We start from the raw sequence: 25,370 nt of genomic DNA, 5'->3' as shown, positions 1-25,370 counted from the left end.
GCCTGAAAAGACCTGGTCCTTAGAAGAGCTGGAGCAGAAAGTTGATCTGGAAGGTTGAATTTGACGATCGAGCCAGAAAAGAACTGCGCAGGCTGGACCGGCAGGCCCAGAGGGGTATCCTTGCTTACCTGAGGAACCGGATTGCAACACATGAAGATCCACGCCGTTTTGGTGATCCTCTTCGGAAAAATCTGTCAGGATTCTGGAAATATCGCGTTGGGCAGCGGGACAGGCACTCCGGGACCCACTTGAGCATCAGTTTGTGCTCAAAGTGACTCATTTTTGGCACAAGTGGGTCCCGGAAGAGCCAGTCCCCCTCCGGGCTGTATGCCTCCGGGCAGGAAGCCGTGCCACATCCAAAGCGCTAAACAGATACAGAAATATTATGAAAGCATGTCCAGCAGAGAATTATGGGCTCTTTGAGTTGACTTGTCACGCCCTGGCGCGATTGAATTCGTAAGCACCTCGAAGAGGATTTAACTGGGGCGACTCTAGCGATCCCGCTTTTAGCGGGAGAGCGGGCGAGAGATAAAAAGACTTCTTCTTTCCAGCCCAAAACCCCGATCGGGAATATTTGCTTGCAATTCAAAGCTTCATAGGCTAATTCGACCCGATCAGGAATATTTTGATCTTAAAATGCTCGTGACAAACAATCTATTCCCCATGGGGATAAGCGAAAAACATCATGACCCAACCAGTTGAAGATGCCAGGAAGATTGGCCGGATAATATCCGAAAAACGAAAAGCTGACGGACTGACTCAGGCCCGGCTGGCCGCACTTTCCGGGGTAGGAGTGCGTTTCGTGGGAGAGCTGGAAAGAGGAAAACCCACGGCCCGTCTGGACAAGCTGTTTAAAGTCCTGGATGGCCTTGGCCTGTATCTGGATGTGAAAAAAAGGGGCGAATAAGCCATGGATGAGCCCCTGCTGGTCTATTTTAATGAAACCTTGACGGGAAAACTATGGCTGGACGAAAACAGGACGTACCATTTCAGGTACGACCCTGAATGGCTCCGGGATCCTCACTCAATACCTTTATCTGTATCTCTTCCTCTGCAGGATAAAACCATGTCCGGCGATGCGGTGAGATTTTTCTTTGCCAACATCCTGCCTGAAGGCTCTGTCAGGGACAGGATTGCCGCAAAGCTTGGCCTGTCCACAAAAAATATTTTCGGTCTGCTCAGGGAACTGGGAGGTGACTGTGCCGGGGCGATCAGTCTGTACCCTGAGGGGGCTCTGCTGTCGGAAAGACAAAAAGCCTACCGGAAGTTGAGTGCCCTGGAACTGGAAAAAATTGCTGCCGACCTTCCAAAACGTCCTCTGCTGGCAGGCGAGGACGGCTTGCGACTTTCCCTGGCAGGAGCCCAGGACAAGCTTCCCCTTCGCTTTGACGGCAAATCCTTCTACCTTCCTGCAGGTGGAGCGCCAAGCACTCACATTCTTAAACCTTCCATCCCCCATTTGAAACGTACGGTTTTTAATGAGGCTTTCTGCATGGCTCTGGCAAGAGCGTCCGGGCTTCCTGCTCCTTTGTGTACTGTCTTAAATTTAGGCAGTAACCATGCTCTGCTGGTAGCCCGGTATGATCGCCTGGTGGACCATGAGGAAATCCGCAGGGTGCATCAGGAGGATTTCTGTCAGGCACTTGGCCAATCGCCCGAGATCAAGTATGAGGCTGAGGGGGGGCCGGGCCTGAAAGACTGTTCAGACCTTTTGCGCAGACACAGTGCTTCTCCTGCCAGAGACCTGATGCTTCTTTTAAGATGGACTCTTTTTAATGTCCTGCTGGGCAACGCGGACGCTCACGCCAAAAACCTTTCCCTTCTCTATGATCAGGGAAAGGCGCCAAGGCTCGCCCCGTTCTACGACTTGATTTCAACCCTGATGTACCAGGAACTGAGCCGGAAGATGGCCATGAAGATCGGAGGAGAGAACAGGCCGGAATGGTTGATGAACAGGCATTGGTGCAGAATGGCCCGGGAACTTGATCTTAAACCAAAGTTCGTCCTGGATGAACTCGGTCTTTTTTGTCAGGCCGTCCGGGAGGCTGTTGATCCGGCACTTGAAGGGTTTGCCGAGCATTCTTCTGCGCATGCTTTTCTGGACAAACTGGCTGGTGCGGTGAAAGACAGAACCGAGCGGAACATGAAGGAAATTAACTGAATATACCAAACCGTTCAAAGTGAAGACCTTTTCTCACCACGGAGAGCAGGGAGTTCCAGGGAGGGGAAGAAAATTATGGCCACTCAGATAAATCTTCTCCCAGGCAAGTTACCGGGGAAGTTACCAGGCAAGTTACCGGGGAAGTTACCGGGGAAGTTACCGGGGAAGTTACCGGGGAAGTTACCGGGGAAGTTCAAAGACTGCTTAAGATCATAAACGGTGAACTCTCCAGGGTGGAAATGCAGCAGGCACTGAACCTGAAGCATGAAGATCATTTTCGTAAAGTTTACCTGACCCCGACCATTAAGGCAGGACTTGTTGAAATGACCATTCCAGACAAGCCGAAAAGCAGCAGACAAAAATACCGGCTGACTCAAAAAGGGATGATCTTGTTGAAAAGCATATAACCTCTTTTAAATATGGTAGAGGGATATGAAGCATTTTGTGCTCGTGTATGATTCATAAAACCGGTGAAAGCGTATTTAGCCGGAAAAAGGCTTAACGCCAATGATTATGCCGGCTCCGACTCAGACGTAAGACATTTTGGCTCTCGCCCGCTCCAGGAGTCGCTAGAGACGCAGAGGGCGCTGAGAAGAGAAACCATTTTTGCATTTCTGCGAAGCGCAGTAACGCAAAAGGATCTCGCCCCCCGGGCGGGGAGCATATTATCCATATCCACCGGCTCGGTGGATACGAATATTAAATTTCTTCCTCCTGCCTTTCTCGGCCTGCCGTTTCTCGGCCTGCCCAGTGAAATATTTACCCCGTGAAATACTGCCCTTGGCAGTCCAGCTATGCTGGATTTCATTGGGGGACGCAGTCTCAGCGAAGTTTACCCGGTTTAATTTCCGTCATTTAACTGGGCGGATTTCACCGGGGCGGCTCTAGGCCTGCGTAGGCCGGGCGTGAGATATCCTTTTTTTTTCGCTGCCTGCCGACTTCCGATTCCTGATTACTGATTCCTTCTTCCTGACCACTGAATACTGACTACTGTCCCCTGTCCCCTGTCCCCTGTTCCCTGACTCCTGATTATGGCTTGATTTGTCCTGACTTTTCTGTTCAAACTTCACAGGTAAGAAAAAGCGATATCTGGATGAGTTTTGTTCTGCGAAAAAATATTTTTCTTTGCTGAATATAATTATTGCATTTTCTTTTATCAGCGTAAATCAGCGAGATCAGCGGTTCAATGTCTTCTGCTTTCATATCAAAAGCAAAGAAAAGAATTTTAGCCGCTGATTGCGCAGATCTCCACAGATTAAATGAGACTTTTATCAGCCATAATCAGTGTTATCAGCGGTAGCGATTTTTGTCCGAGAAACAAATATCAGTGGGATAAAACCAACAAGCGTAACACTTATATTCGTGACAAACCCTGGGCAGCGTCCGGGGGCATAGATCAAATGAAAGATGGCACTTTAAGTGTTTTTACATGATTGACGACCTGCACGAATTTGCTATATTTGTATGTCAGGAGAAAAAATATGTTAGCTATCAGACTGCCTGGAGACATCGAAAAAAAACTCGTTGATCTGGCTGAAAAAACGGGAAGAACAAAGACTTATTATGCCCGTGAAGCAATCATTGAGCACCTGGAAGATCTGGAAGACTATTACCTTGCGGTACACAGGTTAGAGAACCCGCCTGAAAGGACCTGGTCCCTGGAAGTTCTGGTGGAAAAACTGACCCGTGACATTGCCGCTGAAGGCCGAACCGTGAAGGCGGTGGGCAGCGTAGTCGCGGCCCTGTACTGACAGGAAGGAGATGGATCATGCCCGAAGACAAGCAGTATTTCGTCGAACGCTTTGCGGCCGACCCGTTGACGGCGGACGTGGAGCAGGAGGTTGCGCTCAGCCTGTTCGCCCCGGGGGACGAAACCGGCGTGGCCCGGCTCTACCACGCGGTGTACGGCGACGCCTATCCCGTGGAGGACTACTATATTCCGCGGCGGATTCTGGAATTGAACCAGGAGCAACAGCTCAGCTCCGTGGTCTGCAAGACCGAGGACGGGGTGATTGTCGCCCACGGAGCGCTCTACCGCAGCTCGCCGCCCTTTGCCGGGCTGCTGGAAGTGGGGCAGTATCTGGTGCTGAAAAGCCACCGGAGGCGAAACATCGCCGAGATGATCAACACGTACGTCCACGGACCCCTGGCGGAAAGCCTGCCCGTGGAAGGGATTTACGCTGAGCCCGTGACCAATCACATCGTGACCCAGCTCTTCGGCATCCAGGCGAACATGGCCGACTACGCCGTGCAGCTGGGCCTGCTGCCCCCGAGCCAGGGCTGGGACGGGGCCTCGGGCCGGATGTCCTGCTTCCTGCAGTTCAAGACCGTCCGGGACCGACCGCACAGGGTCCACCTGCCTGAGAGGCACCGGGATATTCTGGATTTCATCCTTGCGGACCGGGATTTTCAGCGCACGTTTGCCGAGGCGTCCGATACCCTGCCGACGGGCGGACAGACCGTTCACCAGGTGCAGGTCTTTCCCGGCACGGGCACGGCCCGGTTCCAGTTCCCTTCATTGGGCGCGGATTTTCCCCGTGTTCTGGAAGGGCTGGAAAGCGAGGCCCTGCGGGAAGGGTGCGTGACGCTCCAGGCATTCCTGAACCTGGGGCAGACGGAGGTGGGCGGGGCCGTGGAACGGCTGTGCGCCGACGGATGGTTCCTGGGCGGCTACCTGCCGCGCTGGTTCGACAGCGACGGGCTGCTGATGCAGAAGATCCTGGAGCGGCCGGACTATGCAGCCATCAGGCTGCATAATGACAAGGCCCGGGCCCTGCTGGAGCGGATCAGGGCGGAGCAGGAAAAAACAGCTCCTCTCCCCCAAGGTTGACGCGGTCACGCACCAGTTCGATTCAGGACGAGGCTTCATGCCGCTCTCGCGCTCGGTTTGTTTGTTGACAAGCTGGCCGGCAGCCATTACAGGCGATAATTGTCGGTTTTGTTTGGTAAATTGCACGGGGTTGTCGTTGATGCCCCGTTTTTTTGCCAGGGCAGGAAAAAGCAATTTCTTGTCACCCGCGCCGCCCTGCTATCAGCAGACAGGAGCGAAGTTTCGCCCATTGGCCTCCTTGTCCTTGCGCTCCGAACACGACACCAACAGATTCCAGACATCTTTCGGATCGCCAAGAATCCTGGCAGTGCTAACTAAGTGGGCGCAAACAGCACGGCTTTGAACAGTTGGCACTTTCATATAACATCTTGGATTCGTGCAGTTTTATATATGGCATGGATCGTGCTGAAAGAGATGCAAGACCATAACGGTCCAACCTCAACAGGAGAAAAAATCATGAAAAAGCTTTACGCGGTTGCAGCTATGGCGGTTATGCTTTGCCTGGCCGGATTTGTTATGCCTGGGGTGACCTTTGCCCAGCAGTGCTTAGACAATGGAGATGGGACAGTAACAGACTATAATAGTAGACTGATGTGGCAAAAAAATATATCTGCTGGCAATTGGACTCGCGCAAATCATACTGCTGATATTACAATTGGTGGTCATTCTGACTGGCGATTGCCGAGCAAAGGAGAATTATTCAATCTTTACAATTCAGTTTGTAAATCTATGATGGTTGTAAAAAATGAAGGTTATTGGTCATCTGATTCATATAACGATTCTGCTGCATGGGTCGTAGATTTCAGCAATGGCAGTATGCGATATGAAGTCGTTTTTAATAATCATTTTATACGCTTTGTGCGTAATGCACATTCAAATACCAAGTCAAATACCAAGGTTATAAGGAAATTCTAGTGTTTTCGTAACTATTCACCACATACGGAATATGGCTATTCAACGGCACTGGATTCCGGCTTTCGCCGGAATGACGAATAGGTAGAATCATGGTAAATGAATTCAAATGGTTAAGAGAACTTTTGACTGTTTTGCCCCGAAATTCGCCGTCATTGATCTTTTGAAAATGGCGCTTGAAATTGTTGATGTAACGACATCTAACACAAGCATTCCAAAAGAAATTGAGGCCTGATGAACGATTCCTGGTTCAGTCAGATATTCGATCCTTCCCTGACAGGCAAACGACAGGAGAGCGCACATGAGCGAAGAACTGATGAAGAAGTGGCGTAATGCGCCCAAGGCGGAGCTGCATATCCACCTGGAAGGCAGCATCGGCCTGCAGACCCTCAACCAGCTCACCGAGAGAAAAGGGCTGGTGCCGATACGGAAAACCCCCTATGTGTTGGACCGATTCGAAGACTTTAACACGGTGTTCCGCTTTCTCTCCAGCCTGCTCAGGGAAGATTGTTTTTTGGGGTCTTGTCAGTCAACATGAATGATGAAGCTTTTTTTCAGGAAACTTTACGCTGTCTCGTTGACGGCCGGCAGGTGGTAAGCGCTGTAATCTGCTCCAGAACCGGATCGGCTCCGCGCAGTCCTGGAGCAAGAATGCTCATGACCCGTGATGGGACAGTAATGGGCAGTGTCGGCGGCGGGGTGCTGGAATCTGAGGTTATTGCCTGCATGAAAGAGATCCTTGAACATGGGCAGGCTGGCATAAGACATTTTTCCCTTTCCGCGTCTCAAGCTTCAAAAGAAGGGCTAATCTGCGGAGGGAACATAGATGTTCTAATGGAACGTATTGACCCTGAGCTTGACTCTGTGGTCCTGTATGAAGAGATTTTAAAAAGACTGGGCCAGGCCAGGGATGTCCATTTCATTACGGTACTGGATAAAAACAGCATTAGACGCATGCTTTGGCCAGGCAATTCTGGAATTCCAGATTATGTTCTTGGGGCCATTGACAGGCCTTATAATACAAAACTATTCTGGAAAGACGATCAGGCCTGGGTAATGAACTGCTTGAGGGCCCAGCCTGAATTATTCATTTTTGGAGCCGGCCATGTGGGACGACATACAGCTTTACTGTCTGCTCAAGTGGGTTTTGAGGTCACCATCCTTGACGATCGGCAGGAATTTGCTGATCCAAAACAGTTTCCCTCCCAGATAAAAGCTTGGCACATCTCAGAATTCAGCCATTTTTTAGAAAAAATCAGTATATCGCGGTCTGCTTTTGTTCTTATTATGACCAGGGGGCATGCACATGACGCGGAAGTGCTTTCCCAGGTCCTCAAGACTCCAGCCTGCTATATCGGCATGATTGGAAGTGTTCGCAAACGTGATGCAATTTTTAGCTCTCTAAGCCTGGCTGGAGTAAAGCAAGAGAACTTGAGCCGGGTGCATTGTCCTGTTGGTCTGAGCATCGGGGCAGAAACTCCGGAAGAAATCGCAGTAAGTGTTGTGGCTCAGTTGATCCAGGTCCGGGCAAAGCTTCAGAGGCATTTGCACAGTGACTGAGAAATTTGCCGCTATTATCCTGGCAGCTGGAAATTCAACACGCATGGGGACCTGCAAACAACTGCTTCCCGTAGAAGGTGTTCCCATGCTTGACCGCTGCATTCACCTGATGCAGGCATGTCTGATACATGACATTATAGTGGTTGTCAGAGACAGTCATGAAGCTGTTATTCAGCGAGTAAGGAATATAAATGCCTTGCCGGTAAACAATCCTGATTCGCGCAACCAGGATATGTTCAGCTCAGTCATGGCAGGGACTTCAGCCTTGCCCTCTTCTGCTACTGCTTTTTTTGTTCTTCCCTGCGACATTCCTTTGATTAAACCTCAGACCATAAATATTTTAAAAGAATGCTGGGTCAGGTCTGGAAAGAATTTTTCCGGAGTACTAAAGCCGATGTATAGAGGAAGAAGCGGTCATCCACCGCTGATCCACAGAGACCACATTTTTAAAATGAATACCTGGAACGGACAGGGCGGCCTGGGTGGATATTTCAGAGAACTGACGGCTTACGGGTTAGACAAAGTAATAAATGTCCAGGTTAATGATCCAGGCATTATGTTTGATATGGATACTCCTAAGGATCTGGACCGGGCAAAAGATTATATAGATGTTGAAAAAAACTTTATCCTGCAGGCTGATGAATTGAGAGGCCTATAGCATGTCCAGGAAAATCTCTTCTAATTCAGCCAGTTCCCTGCTTACCTTTGAATTTGTTGCCTTAAGCAGCATCAGCTTCCTGGCTTTCTGCAATCTGTCTCTTTTTTATGGGTTTAATTCATATCTGGAAGGGATAGGCGTTCCACCGGCCTGGCGTGGAATATTGATAGGCCTTGAACCAGGAACGGCATTTTTACTTCGGCCCATCATCAGCCCATGGCTTACACCCCGGAACAGTGTCCGGGGCATGGGTCTGGGTCTGATTCTAATCATGCTTGCTTTGCTAAGTTACTCACAGGCTCAGAGCCTGTGGGTTCTGGCATTGGTTCGAGTCCTTCATGGAGCGGGGTTTGTGGTAATGATATCAGCCTGCGTGAGCCTGCTGGTCATTTTTATCCCACCTGGTCGGACCGGACAGGGATTCGGGGTGTTCTCCATTACCAGTCTTTTGCCTTATGCAGTGTTGCCGCCCCTGGTGGAACCGCTTTTAAGCCGGGTTAATGATGCTTCATATGTGTATGCATTTTTTTCTCCCCTGTTTATACCTGCACTGTTTCTGCTTCCTGTACTATCCCGAAGGATTAGACATCTCCTTGCTGATCTGCCTGCAAAAACTATGGAGCGTCCGAGTTTCAAAGAAATCTCTGAGGACTTGCTCATTCCAGGAGTAGCCAGGCTACTGGCAGCCAACCTGCTCCTGTTCATCAGTACCACAGTGGTCTTCTTCTATATGAAGGATCATCTGTTAGCATCAGGATCCGGCAATCCGGGACTGTTTTTCAGTATTTCTACTGGAGCAACCATCCTTGTAAGAGTTGTGTGCGGCAAGCTTTTAGACAGGGTCAACCGGGCAGCCATGTTGTCTATTTTTCTCTTTATCCTTGCCCTGTGCTTAGTTTTCTTCAGCCTGACAGGAACAGTAAATTTTATTCTTGCTCTGGCCGGGCTTTACGGTCTTTGTCTTGGTTTTATCATGCCTCAACTCAATGCGGCTATGTTTGACATATCTCCGCAGCATTTGCGCGGCCTGAATACAAATATGATGCTTTTCACCATGGACGCAGGCTTCTGGATGGGGCCTGTATTGGCGGGAATGCTGCTGACCATGGGCTCGGACTATGGAAAAATGTTCCTGATATTTTCCATCCTGCCCCTTATGGGATCTGTTATCAGTCTGACTTTAATTAAAATGTCGAGATCTGATACTGCCCGAAGAAATTAATCTGGAATACTGTAAAATCCGGGATAGACACTTTTGCTGTGAAAAATGGTTAAGCAGCTTTAAAATCCCGGCCATAAAAAAGACAGTCCATGGGTGAGTCAATGTATAGATATCGCTGTTGAGTTATTTTTTTGCTGGTATTAAGCTCAGGCGCAACATCAGATTCCCGGCTGCTTCACGCCTATATTCAGCTGTTGCCCGAATGTCGCTGATGGGATTAACAGCTTTACTGATCAGGCCTGCGGCATGACGCAATGCACTTATGCTAAGTGTTCGGCCTACCAGGGCATCTTCTGCCTCTTTTGGGCGAATCACTGTGGGACCGACACTGCCCATGGCCAGCCTCGCCTCCTTAATTATTCCTCTTTGACCTGTTTTGATCATGGCAGCCAGGCTGACCATGGCTATGGCCAGGGCCTTTCGTTGCCCGATTTTTTCAAAATGGTGGATCTGAAAACCCTGATCTGACGGTATATGCACCTGGGCCAGAATCTCGCCAGGCTTCATGGCCGTTCGCCCTGGTCCTGTAATAAACTGCTCCATGGAAAGGGTGCGCTGTGTATTTCTGGAAAGCAGCAAAATCTTTGCTCCCAGCACATGCAGGGCAGGCAGACTGTCTCCTGCAGGAGAAGCAGTACAGATATTGCCGCCAAGAGTACCCATGTTTCGGATCTGCGGACCCCCAAGGTGAGTCAGGGCACGGGTTAGAACCGGGGCATGGTGCTGGATCATGTCTGAATCCAAACAGGCCCTGTGGGTAACACAGGCCCCAATGCTCATTATATTTTTTTCAAGGCTGATACCTTGAAGTTCAGACAAACGTTCCAGACAGATCAAATTTTTGACCGGTTTCAGACCGGCCCTGCGTTGAACCAGCAGATCCGTACCGCCGGCCATAAGTGCGGCATCCGGATAATCATTTAGAACGGACCAGAGCTCATCAAGGGTTTTGGGTAAAAAAATTTGATTCACTTTGAACCCCCTGAAGGATCTTTGTCCTCGTGAGAGCACTTATATAAGTTCCCTGCCTCGTGGATTGCATCCACAATTTTCTGATAACCAGTGCAGCGGCAGAGATTCCCGGAAATGGCTTTACGTATGGTTGAACGATCAGGGTGTGGATTTTGTTCAAGAAGATTTGCTGCAGCAACTACCATCCCGGGGGTACAGTAACCGCACTGTACAGCCCCGTGCTTTGCAAAGGACTTCTGAACAGGGTGAGGTGCTTCAGGAGTGCCCAGCCCCTCTATTGTGGTTATGCATCGATCCTCGAGCTGGGCTGCCAGCATGAGGCAGGACAATTTGGGAACACCGTCCACCAGTATTGTGCATGAGCCACATTCACCGCTTCCACATCCTTCTTTACTGCCCAACAGCCTTAGATCCTCACGCAGAAGATCCACCACCCTCTGGTCAGGTTCAGCAGACAGTTCTATTTTTTCTCCGTTTATGGTACAATTTATGATCATTTTTTTCTCCTGGTCAGGACAAAAAGGACCCGTTCCGGGGTCAGGGGGGCGTGAAATATATTGGCTCCACAGGAATACAGGGCATTGGCTACTGCCGGCAATGGACCGTTCATACCCACTTCGCCTACGCCTTTCATGCCGAAAGGACCACTGGATTCCTCTACATCACAGGTCCAAGACTGTATTTCAGGCACATCAACGGCTGTGGGAATAATGTATGTTGCCAGTGAAGAAGCATGAACCCGGCCATTGTTTATCAGCATGTCTTCACTCAAGGCGTAACCCAGGCCCTGGGCTACAGCGCCGTGAACCTGCTGTTCAAAGGATTGGGGATTGAGAACTCGTCCGGCCTCGGTCACAGCAAGGTAATGGCAGACTTCAACCTGACCGGTCAGCTCATCTAATTCTATAAATGCGGCGTGAGCTGCATGGGCAAAAAGCAGATGGGGAAAGCCAATCTGAAATTCCTTACCCCCGGACAGATTATCTTTGGCAGCGGGCATGAAGGCTTCGCCCATGGCCTGACAATCGTCCCGGGAGAAAAATGATCCAAGCCTGCTTAAGGGCAAATCCCTGCTGGTTGGAAGATGACGGATGTTTCCATGAACAAGCACAAGATCCCTTGGTTCTTCCAGAAAAAAGAACATGGCTGCCCTGGCCAGCAGCTTGTCTTTCATATTGTGACAGGCTTTAATCAGTGCGTTGCCGAAAGTATAGGTAGTCCGTCCGGCTGAGGAAGATCCTGAAGGATGACAACGACTGGTATCCGGCTGGACCACGGTAATATTTGAAGCATTCTGGCCAAGAATCTGCCCTGCAATCTGGGCGTAGGCAGTGGCATTCCCCTGGCCCATATCTGCCACAGCACTGTATATGCAAAATTTTCCATCCGGAAGAAGTTCTATTTTGGCTATGGCTGAATCAGGCAAACCCCGTCCATAACCCATTGCATTGTGGACCACAGCCAGACCAACCCCGCGGCGTTTGAACCGGCCAGCCTCTGCTGTCCAGGTATTTCTCTCCCGCCACAGGGGGTTGCTGGACAATTTCTCCAAACAGTCTGCAATCCCGGTGGATCCAGTCAAGGTCACGCCGCATGGATTGCGATCACCTCTGTGCAGAGCATTTTTCCGGCGCAGATCAAGGGAATCCATACTCAGCTTTCTGGCCAGAATATCCATGATCCGTTCCATGCCGAAACTGACCTGGGCCACGCCAAAGCCGCGCATGGCTCCGGCCACAGGGTTGTTGGTATAAACAGCCCTGCCTTTAATGTAAACGTTAGGTATCCTGTAGGTACCTCCGGCATGTTCCATGCCCAGGGCCAGAACCTCGCCTCCAAGATGGGCATATGCCCCTGTATCCAAGTCCACATGGCAGACAAGGGCCATCAGTTTTCCGTTCCTGTCCGCTCCCAGCTGGTAACGCATCCTGGCTGCATGACGGGTGTATCCGCTCTGAAAACTTTCCTCTCTGCTCCAGCACATTTTTACTGGCCGCCCGTTTGCATGCATAGCAGCCAGGGCCAGCAGGCATTGCACAGTAGCCCCGTCCTTGCCGCCAAACCCGCCGCCAAGATACGGGGCTTGAACCCGAATGCGCGTGGGGTCCAGCCCCAGAGCATGAGATATTTCAAAACGGTCCCTGAAGGGAGCCTGAGTGGAAACAATCATGTGCAGCGTGCCATCAGGATCCTGCCAGGCCACTCCATTTTCATTTTCCAGAAAAGCATGGCGCTGGGCAGGGACAGTAAATTCTGCACTGACCTGTACCGGACAATCAGCCATGGCTGCCTTTCCCTGGCCGGTGATTATGGATGAACCAATGAGCAGATTGCCTTGTTCACGTCCATGGTGTATCAGCGAGGCATCTAATTCCAGAGCCGAATCAATGTCAAAAATTCCAGGCAGAGGTTCAAGACTCATTTCAATGACATCTATAGCCGCACTGAGAGCCTCCCTGTCCTCAGCCAGGACCAGAGCCACCGGTTCTCCAAGGTGGCGGACCTTGGTTCCGGCCAGTACTGGCTGGTCCTTGTGCATGATCCCCTGACGGTTTGTTCCGGGTACATCCCTGCGGGTCAGCACCCGAACCACACCCGGCCTTTTTTCAGCAACGGAAATGTCAATGCCTGTAATACGGGCATGGGGAACTTCGGCACGCTTTACACCCGCCCAAAGCATTCCGGCCGGGTATTCGTCCACAGCGTAACGTTCAGTGCCGCACGCCTTTCCTAATCCGTCAATGCGGGGAGTAGGGCGACCGATTTCCAATGCCCTGTCAGGGGCCCAATCTTTGTTTTCGTTTTTCATTTCCTCTCCTGCAATGATTTCCCTGCAAAATGGCGGGCAGGAACTTGTTCAGCAAAAAACTCCATAAATCTTTGTTTTTACTGACTCCTGAGGCCGCAAAAAAGATTTTTTGCAGCCGAATAATATATTATTGGGAGTTTTTCAGGCTGTTAAGATTAATGTAAGGCTGCGACAATGTTTTCAACAGCCTGTACTGTTTTGCCTTCACCGGCAATGTCTCTGGTCAGGGTTTCAATCATGGCTTCAATGGATTGTTCATCATCATTCCAAATTAATGGACGATCATTTGTTTGTTTGAAATTTAAGACATTCAGAACTGCATCGTACAGAGCCATGCCGGCAGGTGCAAGAAGTTTGTGCGGATTATGGCTGCCGGACATCTGAGCTGCACGCAGTGATACAGCCTGCACCCCGAAGATCAAAGCCATGGCAGTATAGGACTGCATAAGCCTGATGGATTTTCGAGTCAGAATTGCTGAATTAAAGCCCTGACTGTTGATGTTCTGGTTGAATTGTTCAGCATGGGTTGGAAACCGGTCTGCAATGGATGAGCCATGATAGGATAATAGAGGCATAATTGAGTTGGCTGCAATCTGCAGGCCCTTGAGCCCCATATTCACCTTGCGGTCAGGGTTGCCCACCAGAGATGCAGGCAGACCTGCATTAAATTCAGGGGCTGATAAAAGGGCGATCTGAACATCCATGTGTTTGGCGGCAAGACCAAGATAATATCTAAGATGATCCATCCAGACAGCCACGTACTGACCAAGAAAATTTCCACTGTGCAGACTTAGAAAATTGTCGCTGTCAATGAGCGGGTTATCATTGGCTGAATTCATCTCGGTTTCTACTGCTGTTGCGGCCAGACGGATTCCGTCCAAAACCGGACCCATGAACTGTGGCAGGCAGCGAAGAGAATATCGATCCTGAGCCGGCTGTCCATCCAGTATCTCATGATGTCCGTCCAGCTCGTTACGGCACATGGATGATCCATCCAGAAGTCTGAGCATCAGTTCAGCAGCCCGGACCTGGCCGGGATGGGGCTTGAGCTGCTGAATAAAAGGATGAAAAGACTGATTGGATCCGCGCAGAGACTGGATGACCATGGCATGAAAACTCAAGCACAATGCTGTCAACCTGCGGGCATCGTAAAGACAATTGGCAGCAATACCAGTCATTACCGAGGTTCCGTTAACCATGCCCAGTCCTTCCTTGGGTCCTAAGGGAAAGGGCTTCAGCCCAAGGCGATTCAGGGCTGTCAGGCAGCTCATGGTTTCTCCATTCATGTCCACCTGAAAACACGAATCAGTCCCAGTTAGAGCTCCTGCAATGGTGGCCAGAGGGGCCAGGTCTCCGCTGGCTCCGATGGAGCCCATGTCACGGACCAGTGGGGTTACGCCGTTATTCAGAAAAATTAGAGTACGTTCAATGAGTTCCCGACGTATGCCCGAAGCCCCCTGTAAATGAGAGTTTACCCTCAGGAGCATAGCTGCTCGAACGTCTTCTATGGGCAGATAGTCTCCGGCGCAGACATTCAGAAAGCGCAGCAGGTTATTCTGCAGGGCGCACAGATCACCTTCAGCAATGGCCACATCAGCCATGCCGCCAAATCCGGTGTTTACGCCATAAATAGGCTCTCCAGTACGCACAGCCCACTCAATGAAAGAAGCCGATGCTTCTACACGGGTCATCACCGACTTGTCTCTGGTCAGCAGAACAGGCTTTGCATGCCTCGCTACAGCAACTACTTCATCTACGGTCATTCCCTGACCGGAGATCACCACCTCATTTATATCTTTTGCCTTGATCCTGATTGTGTCTGAAACTGGGATCTGTAAAGGTCTTTTGGTCAAAGATGAGCAGGCAGGATTGGACTCGATATCCCGCATGGTCAGATCCAGAATACGGTGAGCTCTCTGGGAATAAAGTTTAATGGAATCGAGACTGGGCATATCCAGAACTTTTTGCATCAGCAGTCCGTCTGTCTCAAACCATCCCGGCAGCAGTCCTCCCATAAAATAGCCCTGTTTTCGCAGGATGGTTATTGCTTTCCCGCACCATGCTTCGCCAAGATTGACAAATACCTGAAGTACTCTGGCCCCTGATTGTCCAGCACCTGCTCTGATCTCCGGTTTACATGCCTGAGCCTCAAACCCGGCCAAGGTCCGTTCAAAATCTGATCCCATAGTCAGAACATGCATCCGGGCCACCTGAGCGAAGGCAAAGTATTCCGTGGAAACACGGGTCACAATACTGGCAGGAGGCTGGTCTTCGGCGGGAAGTGCTATACGTTCGAGTTCAGTTCCTTGAAGAAGATACTCCAGGGCATCCTGGTAGATTTCCGGGATGTGGATCCTGTGCTTTTGTTCCTTAGTGCGGCCAAACAGCAGGAGCATGGAGACACGATCATCAGGAAAGTCCGTCGCTCCGTATGCTGATCCAGGCATAAGCCCGATTTCCAATGCAGTTTCCTTCATGCCGCTCATGGCCGCAAATTTCAGGGTGGCTACCTGATGGCAGGGAGCTTCGCTGAAAAAAATCTCAACACTATGTTTGGGAATCAGTGAACTCCTGATATATTCCTGCAGATCAAGGGCCACCCGGGTTTTACGATATGCAGGATGGATTACATGGGAGCCAATTTCATAAACACGATGATGTGGAGCTGAGCTGCGGAAAAGACTGCCATAGCCGACAATATCCCCTGCGGGCGTCCTGGCCACAGCACTGTGAACCAGATTCAAGCGGTTTTCTTCGATGAGCCTCTCGGGAATATAATATGTCTCAAAGGGAAAAGATTTCTCAAATACATCATAGAACAGCCTGGCAACTCCCCAGGCATCGCGCATGTTGTCATCCCCACGCAGGGCATCCACGTTAAATTTCTGTCCAGCTTTAACCTGGTGCTTTTCTGATTCAAGTCTGTCCAGGGCGAGATTCAGGGTCATGCCCACAGAGCTGGTATCAATGGTCCAGTCGGCCGGCTTGCCGATCTCGTTTTTGGGTAACTCAGTGCCGAAGGTTATGGCCCCTGGACGTTCAACTCTGTACAAACGCTCTGCAAGGTAAACACGCAGGGTGTCCCGCATTTTTGCATCCGCTGGAAATCCATCCCTGAGAACAACAAAGGCCTTCAAACGTGTGCCTTCTTCCGGCCGCATCAGCCGCACGGCACATTCTGCGACAGCTTTATGAGAAAGGATCATCTCCATTACCCTGGCTGGATAGACATTGATCCCGGTCACCTGTACTGCACTGTCAAGACGCTTTTTAACGAAAAAACGGGTTTCATCCAGCCACTCCAGAACATCCTGAAAAACAAAGGGCTCAGAAAAGCTGCCGTCTTCACGTTCACGGACAAAGCTGTCAGTACTTAATCTTTTCCATGTGTCCATCAGGGTCAGAGGATCATCAGGATTGGAGCGATAGCCCATGGCCCCGCTTTCAGAAGAGCCATATATCTCAAACATCACCTGAAGTCCTTGACGTTTAAGTGTACGGATGATTTCCGGCGGACATGGGCCTGTGGACGTCACCCCGATTACCCCGGCAGGAAAACGTTCTTTGGTTTCAGAGCAGAGTCTCCAGATATGGGGAAAGCCAATGATGGCATCTCCAGGAGCCAGTTTACTGATAATTGCTTTAGGTCTTTTGAAACGCAGATCTATGAGTTTCGCTCCCAGGACCTTAGGTATCAGGACGGTATAAATGAAGCCGTAAATATGATGAGGAGGCACAAGTCCTAAAAACCTTTTTGTTCCCTGAAGCATCTTGGCCAAATGCGAGGCATCCTGCTCCAGAAAGTAATAATCACGGATAATGGGCTTAGGTTCTCCTGTGCTTCCGGATGTAAAAAAAGTAATGTTTTCTGGACACGGCCCTGTATGTTCCAAAAGATATTCAGCCCATTGTCCCAGGGTGTTCAAGTCTGACAAACCTGTAGTCCTGTCCCCGGCAAGGCCGAAAAATCTGCATACTTTATCCCGGATTAAACCTGACTGATCAGGCAATGCTGACAAAGGCTTCTCTGAGAAGGAACTGGAAGGTGTGAGAAACAATTCATCGCCAAATACATCGGGCACTTTATGTATTTTTTTAATCTCTGAGTAAACAATTGCTCTGGTTACATGAAAATAGTCTTCAAACTCAAGGTTTATCCTGTTCATTGATTATTCCTCCTGGATGGAGCATACAGGTTAGTAAATTCAAATAATTTATTTCAAATGCTTATCTGAGTGTTGAAAAAGTCCTTATCCAACAGTCCGTTCAAAAATTTCAAGTGCAAGGAGCAAAAAAAGTTCAAGGTTGAAGCGTATTTATTCATACGTGAGAGTTTGAATTATTTGCAGCGACGCAGCAATTGGGAGTTTTTCAACGGGCTGTTATAGTCACTTTTAATGAAATCCAGAAGAGTATGTGCTTCTTCAGGGAAAAGTTTAATCAGAGAAAAATCAGGTTTTTTAGAAAGTTTTTGCATCAGCAATCCATCCTGATCATACCAGAGCGGCAGCAATCCGCCCAGGAAATACCCCTTGGTCCGGGCCGCGTCCACTGCCCCGGTGCAGCCCGGACGCCCCAGGGGCAGCACGATCTGATAGACGTGACGTTCCGGGAAGTCCTGTTCCATCCGGGCCAGGACGGCGCAGAAGTCCGTCCCGATCCGGTCCACGGTCATTTTGACCAGATCAGCCTTGTCCATGGGCTGGATCGCGGCCTCGGTGGAGCCGGTCGGGCCGGGGTCGTCGCGGAATTCGCGATCCAGGTCGCGGCTGGCGTAGAGGGCGCGCAAGACATGGGCGTAGTGACGGGGAAGATGCACGGCGTGGGGCCGGTCCCGCAGGATGATGAACCCGTCCAGCAGGCTGATCCGGCCGGAGCCCGGTCCAGCAGAGTCCGCTGGCCTGGGCGGCATGGCCTCGATTTCCAGGGCGCCGTAGAAGCTGTTGTATTTGATGCCCATTTTCTGGGTGGTGACATGGTCGCAGACGGTCTGCCCGTAAATGACGTCCACTCCCAGGCGCTCGGGCGGGGCGGTATTAATCCTGGCGACCAGACGCATGGCCAGGGAAGAGGTGCGGTAGGCCGGATGCACGATCCAGGATCCGGCCTCCATGATCCTGTGTCCCGGAGGGTTGCGGAACAGGGCGTACAGGCCGACGATATCGCCCTTGTCCGTACGCCCGAGCATCTGGTACAGATCCGGCCCGGCATTGAGCCGGACCAGCTCCTCCGGATCATAGACATAATCCACCGGAAACATCTCGCCGTACACGGCGTGGAACAGCCGGGCCACGCCAAGTCCGTCTTCGGGCCGGAACTCATCCACCACGAATTTTTGACCCGGTTCAATGATATGTGGTTTGTTCCGTAAAGATTCAAGGCATTCTTTTCTGGACAGGCTCATGATTTTCTCCACTAAAAGTTTGATGAAAAGTTAATTGCCGCATTTTGATAAATTTTTCAGCAGCTTTTAACTCTATCATTCAAATTTCATTTTCTAAGAACTTCAGTTAAGGCATTACAGAACTCTTCCATCACCGGGAGCTGGACCAGACTGACCCTTATCCAGTCAGGGAATCTGAATCCAGTCATGGTCCGCACCAGAATCCCTTTGTGGGCCAGTTTGCGATAGATCAGGGTGTCAGACATTGGAACCTTGACCATCATGAAATTGCCCTGTCCGCACAGATAGTTAAGGCCAAGCTTTGAAAATTCTTCTTTGAGCAGTTTTTTCCCATCAGCCACCATGGTCCGGGTATCATCAATAAAATCAGCGTCATCCTTGAGTGAAGCTGCAGCTGCTTTCTGGCCCAGACTGTTTACCGAATAGACCACATGAGTTCTGCGAATAATATCCACTACGTCTGACCTGGCACAGAGATATCCTATTCTCAGGGCAGCCAGGGCATACATCTTGGAAAAAGTCCTGAAAACCACTACATTGGGATATTCTTCCATAATGTTCATGCCGTCGGGAAAACCAGGTTCCTGGACATATTCAAAATAGGCTTCGTCTATTACTACAATGCATCTGTTGTCCACACTGTTTAGAAAGGACCTCAAAGTATCCAGGTCCCAGTAGGTGCCGGTGGGGTTGTTGGGGTTGCAGACAAAAATAATCTTGGTCTGGCCGTCAATGGCGTCTAACATGGCCTGGGGATCGAATCCATGCTCGCGCAAAGGAATAAGCCGGGCCTCAAACCCGGAAAACTCAGCTATCCATTCGTATACAGCAAAGGTCTTGTCTGCTGTGACAATATTGTCTCCACGCTGGCAAAAGGCCTTGACTACGCTGGCTATGACCTCGCATGATCCATTGCCCACCAGGAATTGATTCTCTGACTTGCCGAACTTTGCTGCCAGGGTCTGGCGCAGGTCAAAGCAGTCTCCGCTGGGATACACTGGAGCCAGGTCAGGGTTGAACTGCTCAATAAACCTGCGGGCATTTGGAGGCGGCCCCAGAGCGTTTTCATTATTATTCAGGCGATGCAGGTGATCCACCCCGAACCGGCGCATGAGCTCATGGTCTGGACGACTGGGAGTATAGGGTTCAAAGGCCTGGATATAGGCGGGAACCAGACTGCTCAGGGATATATCAGACATATTCAAAAACCAGTATGTCGCCCATGCCTGCATGGGGAAGAACCATCACCGGGCTGAAGCCCTGTTTAAGCAGTGTCCCTCCAAGATGTGCCTGCCATCCATGGGCAAGATCAATTCGAAAAACAATACGGCTATATCCGTCTGCAGTCAGGGCATTAATATGGCGCTGAATATTTTCTTCATTGTCCTGACCATCTAAAAGAGGGGTCAAAATTGCTTCTTTTTTCTCAGGATTCAGCTCAGCAGAAAACAGGGAACGATCATAGGTATGGCATCCGGAATCAACGGTCTTCTGGATGGTGCGGGCAATATACAGGCGATCATAGGATTGCTGCAGAAAAGAAGTGCATTGGGGATGACTCCAGATGCAAAGTCCTTCATCTTCACATAGGTGGCGAAACCATACTTTACGCTTATGTGTTTCAGATGAAGAAGCTATTTCAGATAATTGTTCAAAACCGTGATTTTCCAGCTCCACAAAAGGGTTGACCCTGAGATCACTGAACAGGCAGACTGCCCTGGACCTGGCCAGCGAAACAATCAGATGTTCCAGAAGTATGGAAGTACATTGTTCACCTCCTCGAAAAACCCAGGGACCGGAAAACATCACGCTTTTTTCTGAAACATGCTCCCAGCAGATAAGACCGCAGACCCTGCCCTTTTCATCCATGGCTGTGGCTGCGTACAGTTCTTCAGCCATTATTAGATCCACGCCCTTGCCTGGTGTTGAAAACCAGGCAGGAACCTGTTCCAGGGGGAAAATTCCCAGGGCCTGGGCACAGGCATTAGAAATCAGATTCGCATCCCGGGTAGTTTTGACGGTCAATGCAGGAGAGTAATCTTTATCAGGAGAATCAGAATAAACAGGCTCAATACTTGGATAAACATGCTCCTGGAGCAGAATCAGATGAATATCTTTGCCCTCTCGAATTACGCTGAGTCCATCGCTCATCCTTGATGCCAGAAGCAATGACAGGTTGTTGTCAGCAGCTGCATCTGAATCATTGCCTGCAACCACATTCATGGCTGACAGGTCAGTTGAGTCTGCTGTCAGGACAAACCTGGCCTGAACACGGGAGATGCACTGTTCCAGAAAAATGCTCACTGCTGCGCCTGGTTGTTCCTGACTCAGATACAAAGTCACTTCTTCCACACCCATGGTCAGACGCAGAGATTTTTTGTCATCAAGTCCGAACACTTGAGCAGCTGTTTGAGCAGCGCATTGAAGCAAAGGCACCCAATTCTGGTTTGCAGAAACAGTCAGGCTGATGGATTGTTTAATCTTTTGCATTGTTGCGGAACTCCCCTGATAAGATCAGATAAAAATGGTAATTATTTATCACGCGCTAAGGCTATTCCCTGTGCTGACTGTTGGTTCCTCGACACAATGAGTGGATTTGAACAAAATCCACGGCTAACGTCGAAGAGCCTGACTGTTTTTATTTGCTGCAACCTCCGGAAATGATTTCATACGCACAAATCATTCAACATGCCAGAAAATATATTTGTCTTTCATGGCCTGATCAGGAGTTTTCTGCCAATATTGTAAACATTTATATATTATACGTTAATATTATGGAGTTTACAATTGATTGACAGTGTGTTTTTTTGGGTAGCAAGGAGACTGTTTTTATGAAGCTTGACCCTGTGTTGATCCGCAAAGTTGCCGGAATCCTGATGACCTGATGATCCTTGTTTTAATTGAGCCGGGAAATGCAGAGTCAATTATTGCCGGCGACCACTACATGCTGCTGCCGGGCAGTCAAAAAAATCCCAATTGTTACTCCTTGTGAATTCCTTGAGCAGGAAAGGAGTATGCTTGTATATAAAAACAGAAAAAGGAGTTAAGGTATGACATTTTCTCCACCTGAAAGAGACTGGAAGTATATACTTAAAATTAAAAATGATTTGCTTGCTTCCCTGTGCACACGCATCAACCATGAATCCATGGATATCCTCAGAGAGGGCAAGGGTTCAGAGTATGATAGATACCGCGCCCTTTACCGGCATATTGAAAAGTCAGACCGGATCATTGGTGATTGTTTCAATGATTTCAAGCGGTCAAACCTTTTGATGAAGCTGATACATCTTCAGTTTCACCAGATACTCAAGGATGAGCATGTTGCGAATTTATCGCCTGAGACCAGGGCAAAACTTGAAGCTTTAGCAGCGTTTTGAAAAAGTCCTTACCAGGCAGGCTGTTTAAAAATTCCAGGTCCAGGGAACAAAATAGTTCAAAGTCAAAGTTCACCCCGTGAAACCTTCTTTCGTTTCACTGGGGCGTAACAACCCTTAAACGTGTTGACCAATCTCTACTGCCGGAGTTTCCTGCAGGGCATCAGTAAAGCTGCAAACCATAAGAGAGCTGAGTTATGCTGAAATACCATCTTTTTCTTTCCTCCTCTCCCCATCTGTATCTGACCACCAGGCACAAACTTAAATATGTTTCCGGAAAAATGAAGCCTTCTGCCGCGGATAAGAAGTCTGGAAAGAGGATATATCTTAACCGCTGTCTGCTGATGGATGACAACTCAGGCTGTCTTTATCTGGAATACCTGCCGGACAGCTATACCTGCAGCCTGTACCCTTATCTGTACCGGGCCTTTGCAGACAAAGGGCCGGAAAAGAACATCCTGTCCGGCATGCCGGATACGCTAATTGTGCCCCGGCCCAGGCAGAATGCGCAGCTGGTGAATTTTCTGCAGGGCCAGGGTATCGGGGTTGAGTCTCCTGAGCCGGGATTCAGAAAAGGCAGTTCCGTTCTCGGGGAATTAACCAGATATGAAAACAATTATGAAGATGACGGCCTGTGGATGGCTCCAAGCACAGAATGGCCTGTGGAGCTGGCTGACCTGAACCGGTACATGATGTCCTTGCTGAAGCTTTTTCATAATGATCTGCCCGTGGGCAGGAATCCCATGAGCAGAGCCGAGGTGTTTTATCAGGCCGGGCAGGAACTGCGCTTTCCCGGTGAAAAAAAAGATTACCTGGCCATGCTTGACCAGCAGACCAGACAGGAAGTGGATGATTTTGAAAATACTTTTTCAGCTTCAATCCGCAGACAGTCCCAAAAAGTATTTACTGAAAAAGAGTGGTTTAAAGCTGATGAAGTCTTTGATGAAGGCATGGAATATAACTGGTCAGGCCAGGCTAAAAAGGCATTGCAGTTATACAGACGCGCCCTGGAAATTCATCCCGGACATGTGGATGCCCATGTGCATATTGGGAACTTTCTGACAAGGATTGGCCGCTATGCCCAGGCCAGGAAGTCATATACATCGGCTGTTAAGCAGGGCAGGCAGCAGCTTGGAGAGATTGAACCGGGAGATGCCTGGCTTGATATTGATACCAGACCTTTTATGAGAGCTTTGCATGGCCTGGGGCTGGTTCTGGAAAAATTGCAGGAACGAAACAAGGCCCTGGAATGTTACCTTGAATTGTTAAAGATTGATCCTGATGATCATATTGGGATCCGCTATCTCATGGGCCGGGTTTATCATGAGCTGGGAGATTTTAAACAGGCCGAAGAAAGATACAAAATAGCCAGTGACTGGCCTGATGGCGCCTGGGGTCTGGTCTGGCTGTACCTTGAACAGAATGAGCTTTACAAGGCATCCCTGGCCGCGGTCAAAGCCCTTGAGTCCAATGCTCATGTGCCTGCTGTATTTCTTGAATACAGGTACCTTATGGGTGATCGAGTGACCCATTGCTCCATGTACAGTCAGGAGCAGGCAGTTGCCTATTATCAGGATTACAGTTTGTTTCTGTTCCACCGTAAAATCAAGTGGCATGAATTTCTGAAGGTATTTCTCTCAGTGCCCGGGATAAATGAAAAGATCAGGGAAATGAAAGAAGCGAGGCTGCCCCCGGAAATTCCGGATCATGAGGCTGAGGCCCTGGCTGCCATGGTGGCGGAAAAGCTCGGCCAGGAAATGGATGGATAGATGACTGCAGTTTCATGAGCAGTAATTGTACTGATTCACGGGGAGAATCACATCTGAGGATGCTCAATACTTGTCACCCTGGGCCAGCTTAATACCTATGTCAGCTGGTACAAAAAGAACATGATGTCTGGGGGCGACAATCCGCCAGTCGGCATTTTACTCTGCACCCAAAAGGATCATACCCTGGTAGAATACGCACTGGCAGGCATGGACAATCATCTGTTTGTCTCTATGTATCAGCTTGAATTGCCCGGGAAGGAAGAGATCCAGCGCTTTCTGGAAGAGGTGTTGCGGGAGGTGTGATGAGTACACACGAAATTTAACATCCTTGACTATTTTTATTTTGCAAACTGAAGTGTTTTTACATGATTGACGACCTTCACGAATTTGCTATATTTGTATGTCAGGAGAAAAGAAATGTTAGCTATCAGACTGCCTGGAGACATTGAAAAAAGACTCGTTGATCTGGCTGAAAAAACGGGAAGAACAAAGACTTATTATGCCCGTGAAGCAATCATTGAGCACCTGGAAGATCTGGAAGACTATTACCTTGCGGTACACAGGTTAGAGAACTCGCCTGAAAGGACCTGGTCCCTGGAAGAGCTGGAGCAGGAAGTTGATCTGGAAGGTTGAATTTGACGATCGGGCCAGAAAAGAACTGCGCAGGCTGGACCGACAGGCCCAGAGGGGTATCCTTGCTTACCTGAGGAACCGGATTGTCACACATGAAGATCCACGCCGTTTTGGTGATCCTCTTCGCAAAAACCTGTCAGGATTCTGGAAATATCGTGTTGGACCATACAGGGTTATCTGTGAAATTCAGGATGGTGCGGTCATGGTCAGGGTTGTGCGCATAGGCCACCGTAAAAATGTTTATGACTAATACCCCCCGTCCTTATGAGCACCCACTTCTACCACACCCACGCCCTTGACTACTTCAACCAGACCATAGAAGTTGGGCTCTTCCACGTTAGCCGTGGATTTTGTTCAAATCCACTCATTAGTGTCCAGGAACCAGAATTAATATCTATACCTCTCTTATCAGCGTAGATCAGCGCCATCAGCGGCAAAAACTCTTTATCTTTGCCTTGATGCTTGAAGAATCAAGCTAGAAGAATTTTACCGCTGATCTCGCAGATCTCCGCGGATGGGAGTCGCTTAATGCGGGGAAAGATTTTTATGCTGCGTGGGATGAAGGTCATGCTGGATCGCTTGCCCTGTTGAATCAAAGAATTATGGGACCGCAACATAAGGGACAGGTTCTTTAAGTTGCACTGCAAAGCCGACCGCATTTCATCGGCTATCCCATCAATCAGGATACGGAACTGGCCGGGTTTTACGAGTGGTACAAGCAAAGCGGGCTCTACGAGGCTGCCATGAACAATGTGGGCGATCCTTACAAGCCCAGCTCCCTGCTCTTGAACAGCCATCCCTTTGAAAGGGATGTCATCGACTACTTTGCCCCCCGGTTCGGGTTCGACAAGGACTATTGGGGTTTTGTCACCGCCAGCGGGACCGACGGCAACAGCCACGGCATGTATTTCGGCAAGAAGGTTTTGCAGGCTCAGTCCGATCTGCCGCCCGTCGTTTACGTCTCAGAGGAGGCCCATTATTCCATCAAGAAGCTGGCCGACGTTCAGGGTATGGAACTGCGTCTGATCAAGGCCGACCCCATGGGCCGCATGGACCTTGCAGAATT

General features: G+C 49.7%; 24 protein-coding genes and 1 pseudogene. 18 read left to right on the top strand and 7 right to left on the bottom strand.

All coding sequences use genetic code 11. From position 1 onward, the window contains the following. The first annotated feature begins 41 nt into the window (after positions 1-41). The 12 genes from LZ23_RS00120 (at position 42) to LZ23_RS00070 (ending at position 9,343) form a co-directional block, all read left to right on the top strand. The gene (locus LZ23_RS00120; RefSeq protein ID WP_045210519.1) at positions 42-275 is read left to right on the top strand and encodes a type II toxin-antitoxin system RelE family toxin; all 234 of its coding nucleotides are present in this window, start codon (positions 42-44) and stop codon (positions 273-275) included. Between the two features lie 410 nt (positions 276-685). After that, positions 686-907 carry a helix-turn-helix transcriptional regulator gene (locus tag LZ23_RS00115; RefSeq protein WP_045210517.1) on the top strand — a complete coding sequence of 74 codons (222 nt, stop codon included), beginning with the start codon at positions 686-688 and terminating at the stop codon, positions 905-907. 3 nt (positions 908-910) lie between these two features. After that, positions 911-2,161, top strand: a complete 1,251-nt coding sequence (locus LZ23_RS00110; protein WP_052506982.1) for a type II toxin-antitoxin system HipA family toxin — start codon at positions 911-913, stop codon at positions 2,159-2,161. 200 nt (positions 2,162-2,361) lie between these two features. Next, complete coding sequence (locus tag LZ23_RS23810; protein ID WP_332308250.1) at positions 2,362-2,568, top strand: Fic family protein; 207 nt, start codon at positions 2,362-2,364, stop codon at positions 2,566-2,568. Positions 2,569-3,420: 852 nt separating this feature from the next. After that, the gene (locus LZ23_RS23805) at positions 3,421-3,594 is read left to right on the top strand and encodes a hypothetical protein (RefSeq protein ID WP_157493048.1); all 174 of its coding nucleotides are present in this window, start codon (positions 3,421-3,423) and stop codon (positions 3,592-3,594) included. Positions 3,595-3,642: 48 nt separating this feature from the next. Then, entirely contained in the window at positions 3,643-3,912 is a 270-nt protein-coding gene (gene relB, locus LZ23_RS00105) for a type II toxin-antitoxin system RelB family antitoxin (RefSeq protein WP_045210516.1), read from the top strand. Between the two features lie 17 nt (positions 3,913-3,929). Further along, positions 3,930-4,991 carry a hypothetical protein gene (locus LZ23_RS00100; RefSeq protein ID WP_052506981.1) on the top strand — a complete coding sequence of 354 codons (1,062 nt, stop codon included), beginning with the start codon at positions 3,930-3,932 and terminating at the stop codon, positions 4,989-4,991. Between the two features lie 390 nt (positions 4,992-5,381). Next, positions 5,382-5,906 carry an Lcl C-terminal domain-containing protein gene (locus tag LZ23_RS22060; RefSeq protein ID WP_084590814.1) on the top strand — a complete coding sequence of 175 codons (525 nt, stop codon included), beginning with the start codon at positions 5,382-5,384 and terminating at the stop codon, positions 5,904-5,906. Positions 5,907-6,204: 298 nt separating this feature from the next. Next, positions 6,205-6,441, top strand: coding sequence for a hypothetical protein (locus tag LZ23_RS00085; protein ID WP_045210512.1), 237 nt, complete (start codon positions 6,205-6,207; stop codon positions 6,439-6,441). Then, complete coding sequence (locus LZ23_RS00080; protein ID WP_052506979.1) at positions 6,438-7,463, top strand: XdhC family protein; 1,026 nt, start codon at positions 6,438-6,440, stop codon at positions 7,461-7,463. Before LZ23_RS00085 ends, LZ23_RS00080 begins: the two co-directional genes overlap by 4 nt. Continuing rightward, on the top strand, positions 7,456-8,121 hold the full coding sequence (locus LZ23_RS00075; protein ID WP_052506978.1) for a nucleotidyltransferase family protein: 666 nt from the start codon (positions 7,456-7,458) through the stop codon (positions 8,119-8,121). Before LZ23_RS00080 ends, LZ23_RS00075 begins: the two co-directional genes overlap by 8 nt. A gap of 1 nt (position 8,122) precedes the next feature. Further along, complete coding sequence (locus LZ23_RS00070) at positions 8,123-9,343, top strand: MFS transporter (RefSeq protein ID WP_045210510.1); 1,221 nt, start codon at positions 8,123-8,125, stop codon at positions 9,341-9,343. Between the two features lie 123 nt (positions 9,344-9,466). On the opposite strand, the gene LZ23_RS00065 is transcribed toward LZ23_RS00070, so the two are convergent. The 7 genes from LZ23_RS00065 to LZ23_RS00035 all read right to left on the bottom strand — a co-directional run bounded on the left by LZ23_RS00065 (position 9,467) and on the right by LZ23_RS00035 (position 21,018). Beyond that, positions 9,467-10,315 carry an FAD binding domain-containing protein gene (locus tag LZ23_RS00065; protein WP_045210508.1) on the bottom strand — a complete coding sequence of 283 codons (849 nt, stop codon included), beginning with the start codon at positions 10,313-10,315 and terminating at the stop codon, positions 9,467-9,469. Further along, positions 10,312-10,812 carry a (2Fe-2S)-binding protein gene (locus tag LZ23_RS00060; RefSeq protein ID WP_045210506.1) on the bottom strand — a complete coding sequence of 167 codons (501 nt, stop codon included), beginning with the start codon at positions 10,810-10,812 and terminating at the stop codon, positions 10,312-10,314. Before LZ23_RS00060 ends, LZ23_RS00065 begins: the two co-directional genes overlap by 4 nt. After that, positions 10,809-13,124 (bottom strand): xanthine dehydrogenase family protein molybdopterin-binding subunit, encoded by a 2,316-nt coding sequence (locus LZ23_RS00055; RefSeq protein ID WP_045210504.1) that lies wholly within the window; start codon positions 13,122-13,124, stop codon positions 10,809-10,811. The genes LZ23_RS00060 and LZ23_RS00055 overlap by 4 nt, the downstream gene beginning before the upstream one ends. Positions 13,125-13,279: 155 nt before the next feature. Beyond that, a complete protein-coding gene (locus LZ23_RS23130) occupies positions 13,280-17,290 on the bottom strand; it encodes an aromatic amino acid lyase (protein WP_084590812.1) in 4,011 nt (1,336 codons plus the stop codon). 173 nt (positions 17,291-17,463) lie between these two features. Next, positions 17,464-18,528, bottom strand: coding sequence for a hypothetical protein (locus tag LZ23_RS00045; RefSeq protein WP_045210502.1), 1,065 nt, complete (start codon positions 18,526-18,528; stop codon positions 17,464-17,466). A gap of 86 nt (positions 18,529-18,614) precedes the next feature. After that, the gene (gene hisC, locus LZ23_RS00040; RefSeq protein WP_045210501.1) at positions 18,615-19,727 is read right to left on the bottom strand and encodes a histidinol-phosphate transaminase; all 1,113 of its coding nucleotides are present in this window, start codon (positions 19,725-19,727) and stop codon (positions 18,615-18,617) included. Beyond that, complete coding sequence (locus tag LZ23_RS00035) at positions 19,720-21,018, bottom strand: hypothetical protein (protein WP_045210499.1); 1,299 nt, start codon at positions 21,016-21,018, stop codon at positions 19,720-19,722. Before LZ23_RS00035 ends, hisC begins: the two co-directional genes overlap by 8 nt. Positions 21,019-21,578: 560 nt before the next feature. Here LZ23_RS00035 and LZ23_RS00030 point away from each other — a divergent pair. The 6 genes and pseudogenes from LZ23_RS00030 to LZ23_RS23800 all read left to right on the top strand — a co-directional run. After that, positions 21,579-21,905 carry a hypothetical protein gene (locus LZ23_RS00030; protein ID WP_045210498.1) on the top strand — a complete coding sequence of 109 codons (327 nt, stop codon included), beginning with the start codon at positions 21,579-21,581 and terminating at the stop codon, positions 21,903-21,905. 194 nt (positions 21,906-22,099) lie between these two features. Next, positions 22,100-23,671, top strand: a complete 1,572-nt coding sequence (locus LZ23_RS00025) for a tetratricopeptide repeat protein (protein WP_045210496.1) — start codon at positions 22,100-22,102, stop codon at positions 23,669-23,671. A 66-nt stretch (positions 23,672-23,737) separates the two neighbouring features. Then, positions 23,738-23,974, top strand: coding sequence for a PDDEXK nuclease domain-containing protein (locus LZ23_RS00020; RefSeq protein ID WP_332308249.1), 237 nt, complete (start codon positions 23,738-23,740; stop codon positions 23,972-23,974). 114 nt (positions 23,975-24,088) lie between these two features. Further along, positions 24,089-24,304 (top strand): type II toxin-antitoxin system RelB family antitoxin, encoded by a 216-nt coding sequence (relB, locus tag LZ23_RS00015; RefSeq protein WP_045210493.1) that lies wholly within the window; start codon positions 24,089-24,091, stop codon positions 24,302-24,304. Continuing rightward, a complete protein-coding gene (locus tag LZ23_RS00010) occupies positions 24,288-24,554 on the top strand; it encodes a type II toxin-antitoxin system RelE family toxin (protein WP_045210491.1) in 267 nt (88 codons plus the stop codon). Before relB (LZ23_RS00015) ends, LZ23_RS00010 begins: the two co-directional genes overlap by 17 nt. Positions 24,555-25,047: 493 nt before the next feature. Beyond that, a pseudogene (locus tag LZ23_RS23800) lies at positions 25,048-25,370 on the top strand (hypothetical protein); the annotation flags it as partial.

The organism is Desulfonatronovibrio magnus, assembly GCF_000934755.1.
In the GTDB taxonomy this organism is placed as follows: domain Bacteria; phylum Desulfobacterota; class Desulfovibrionia; order Desulfovibrionales; family Desulfonatronovibrionaceae; genus Desulfonatronovibrio; species Desulfonatronovibrio magnus.
Note: the sequence above shows the minus strand (reverse complement) of the source record. Positions and strands in the feature narration are given on the sequence as shown.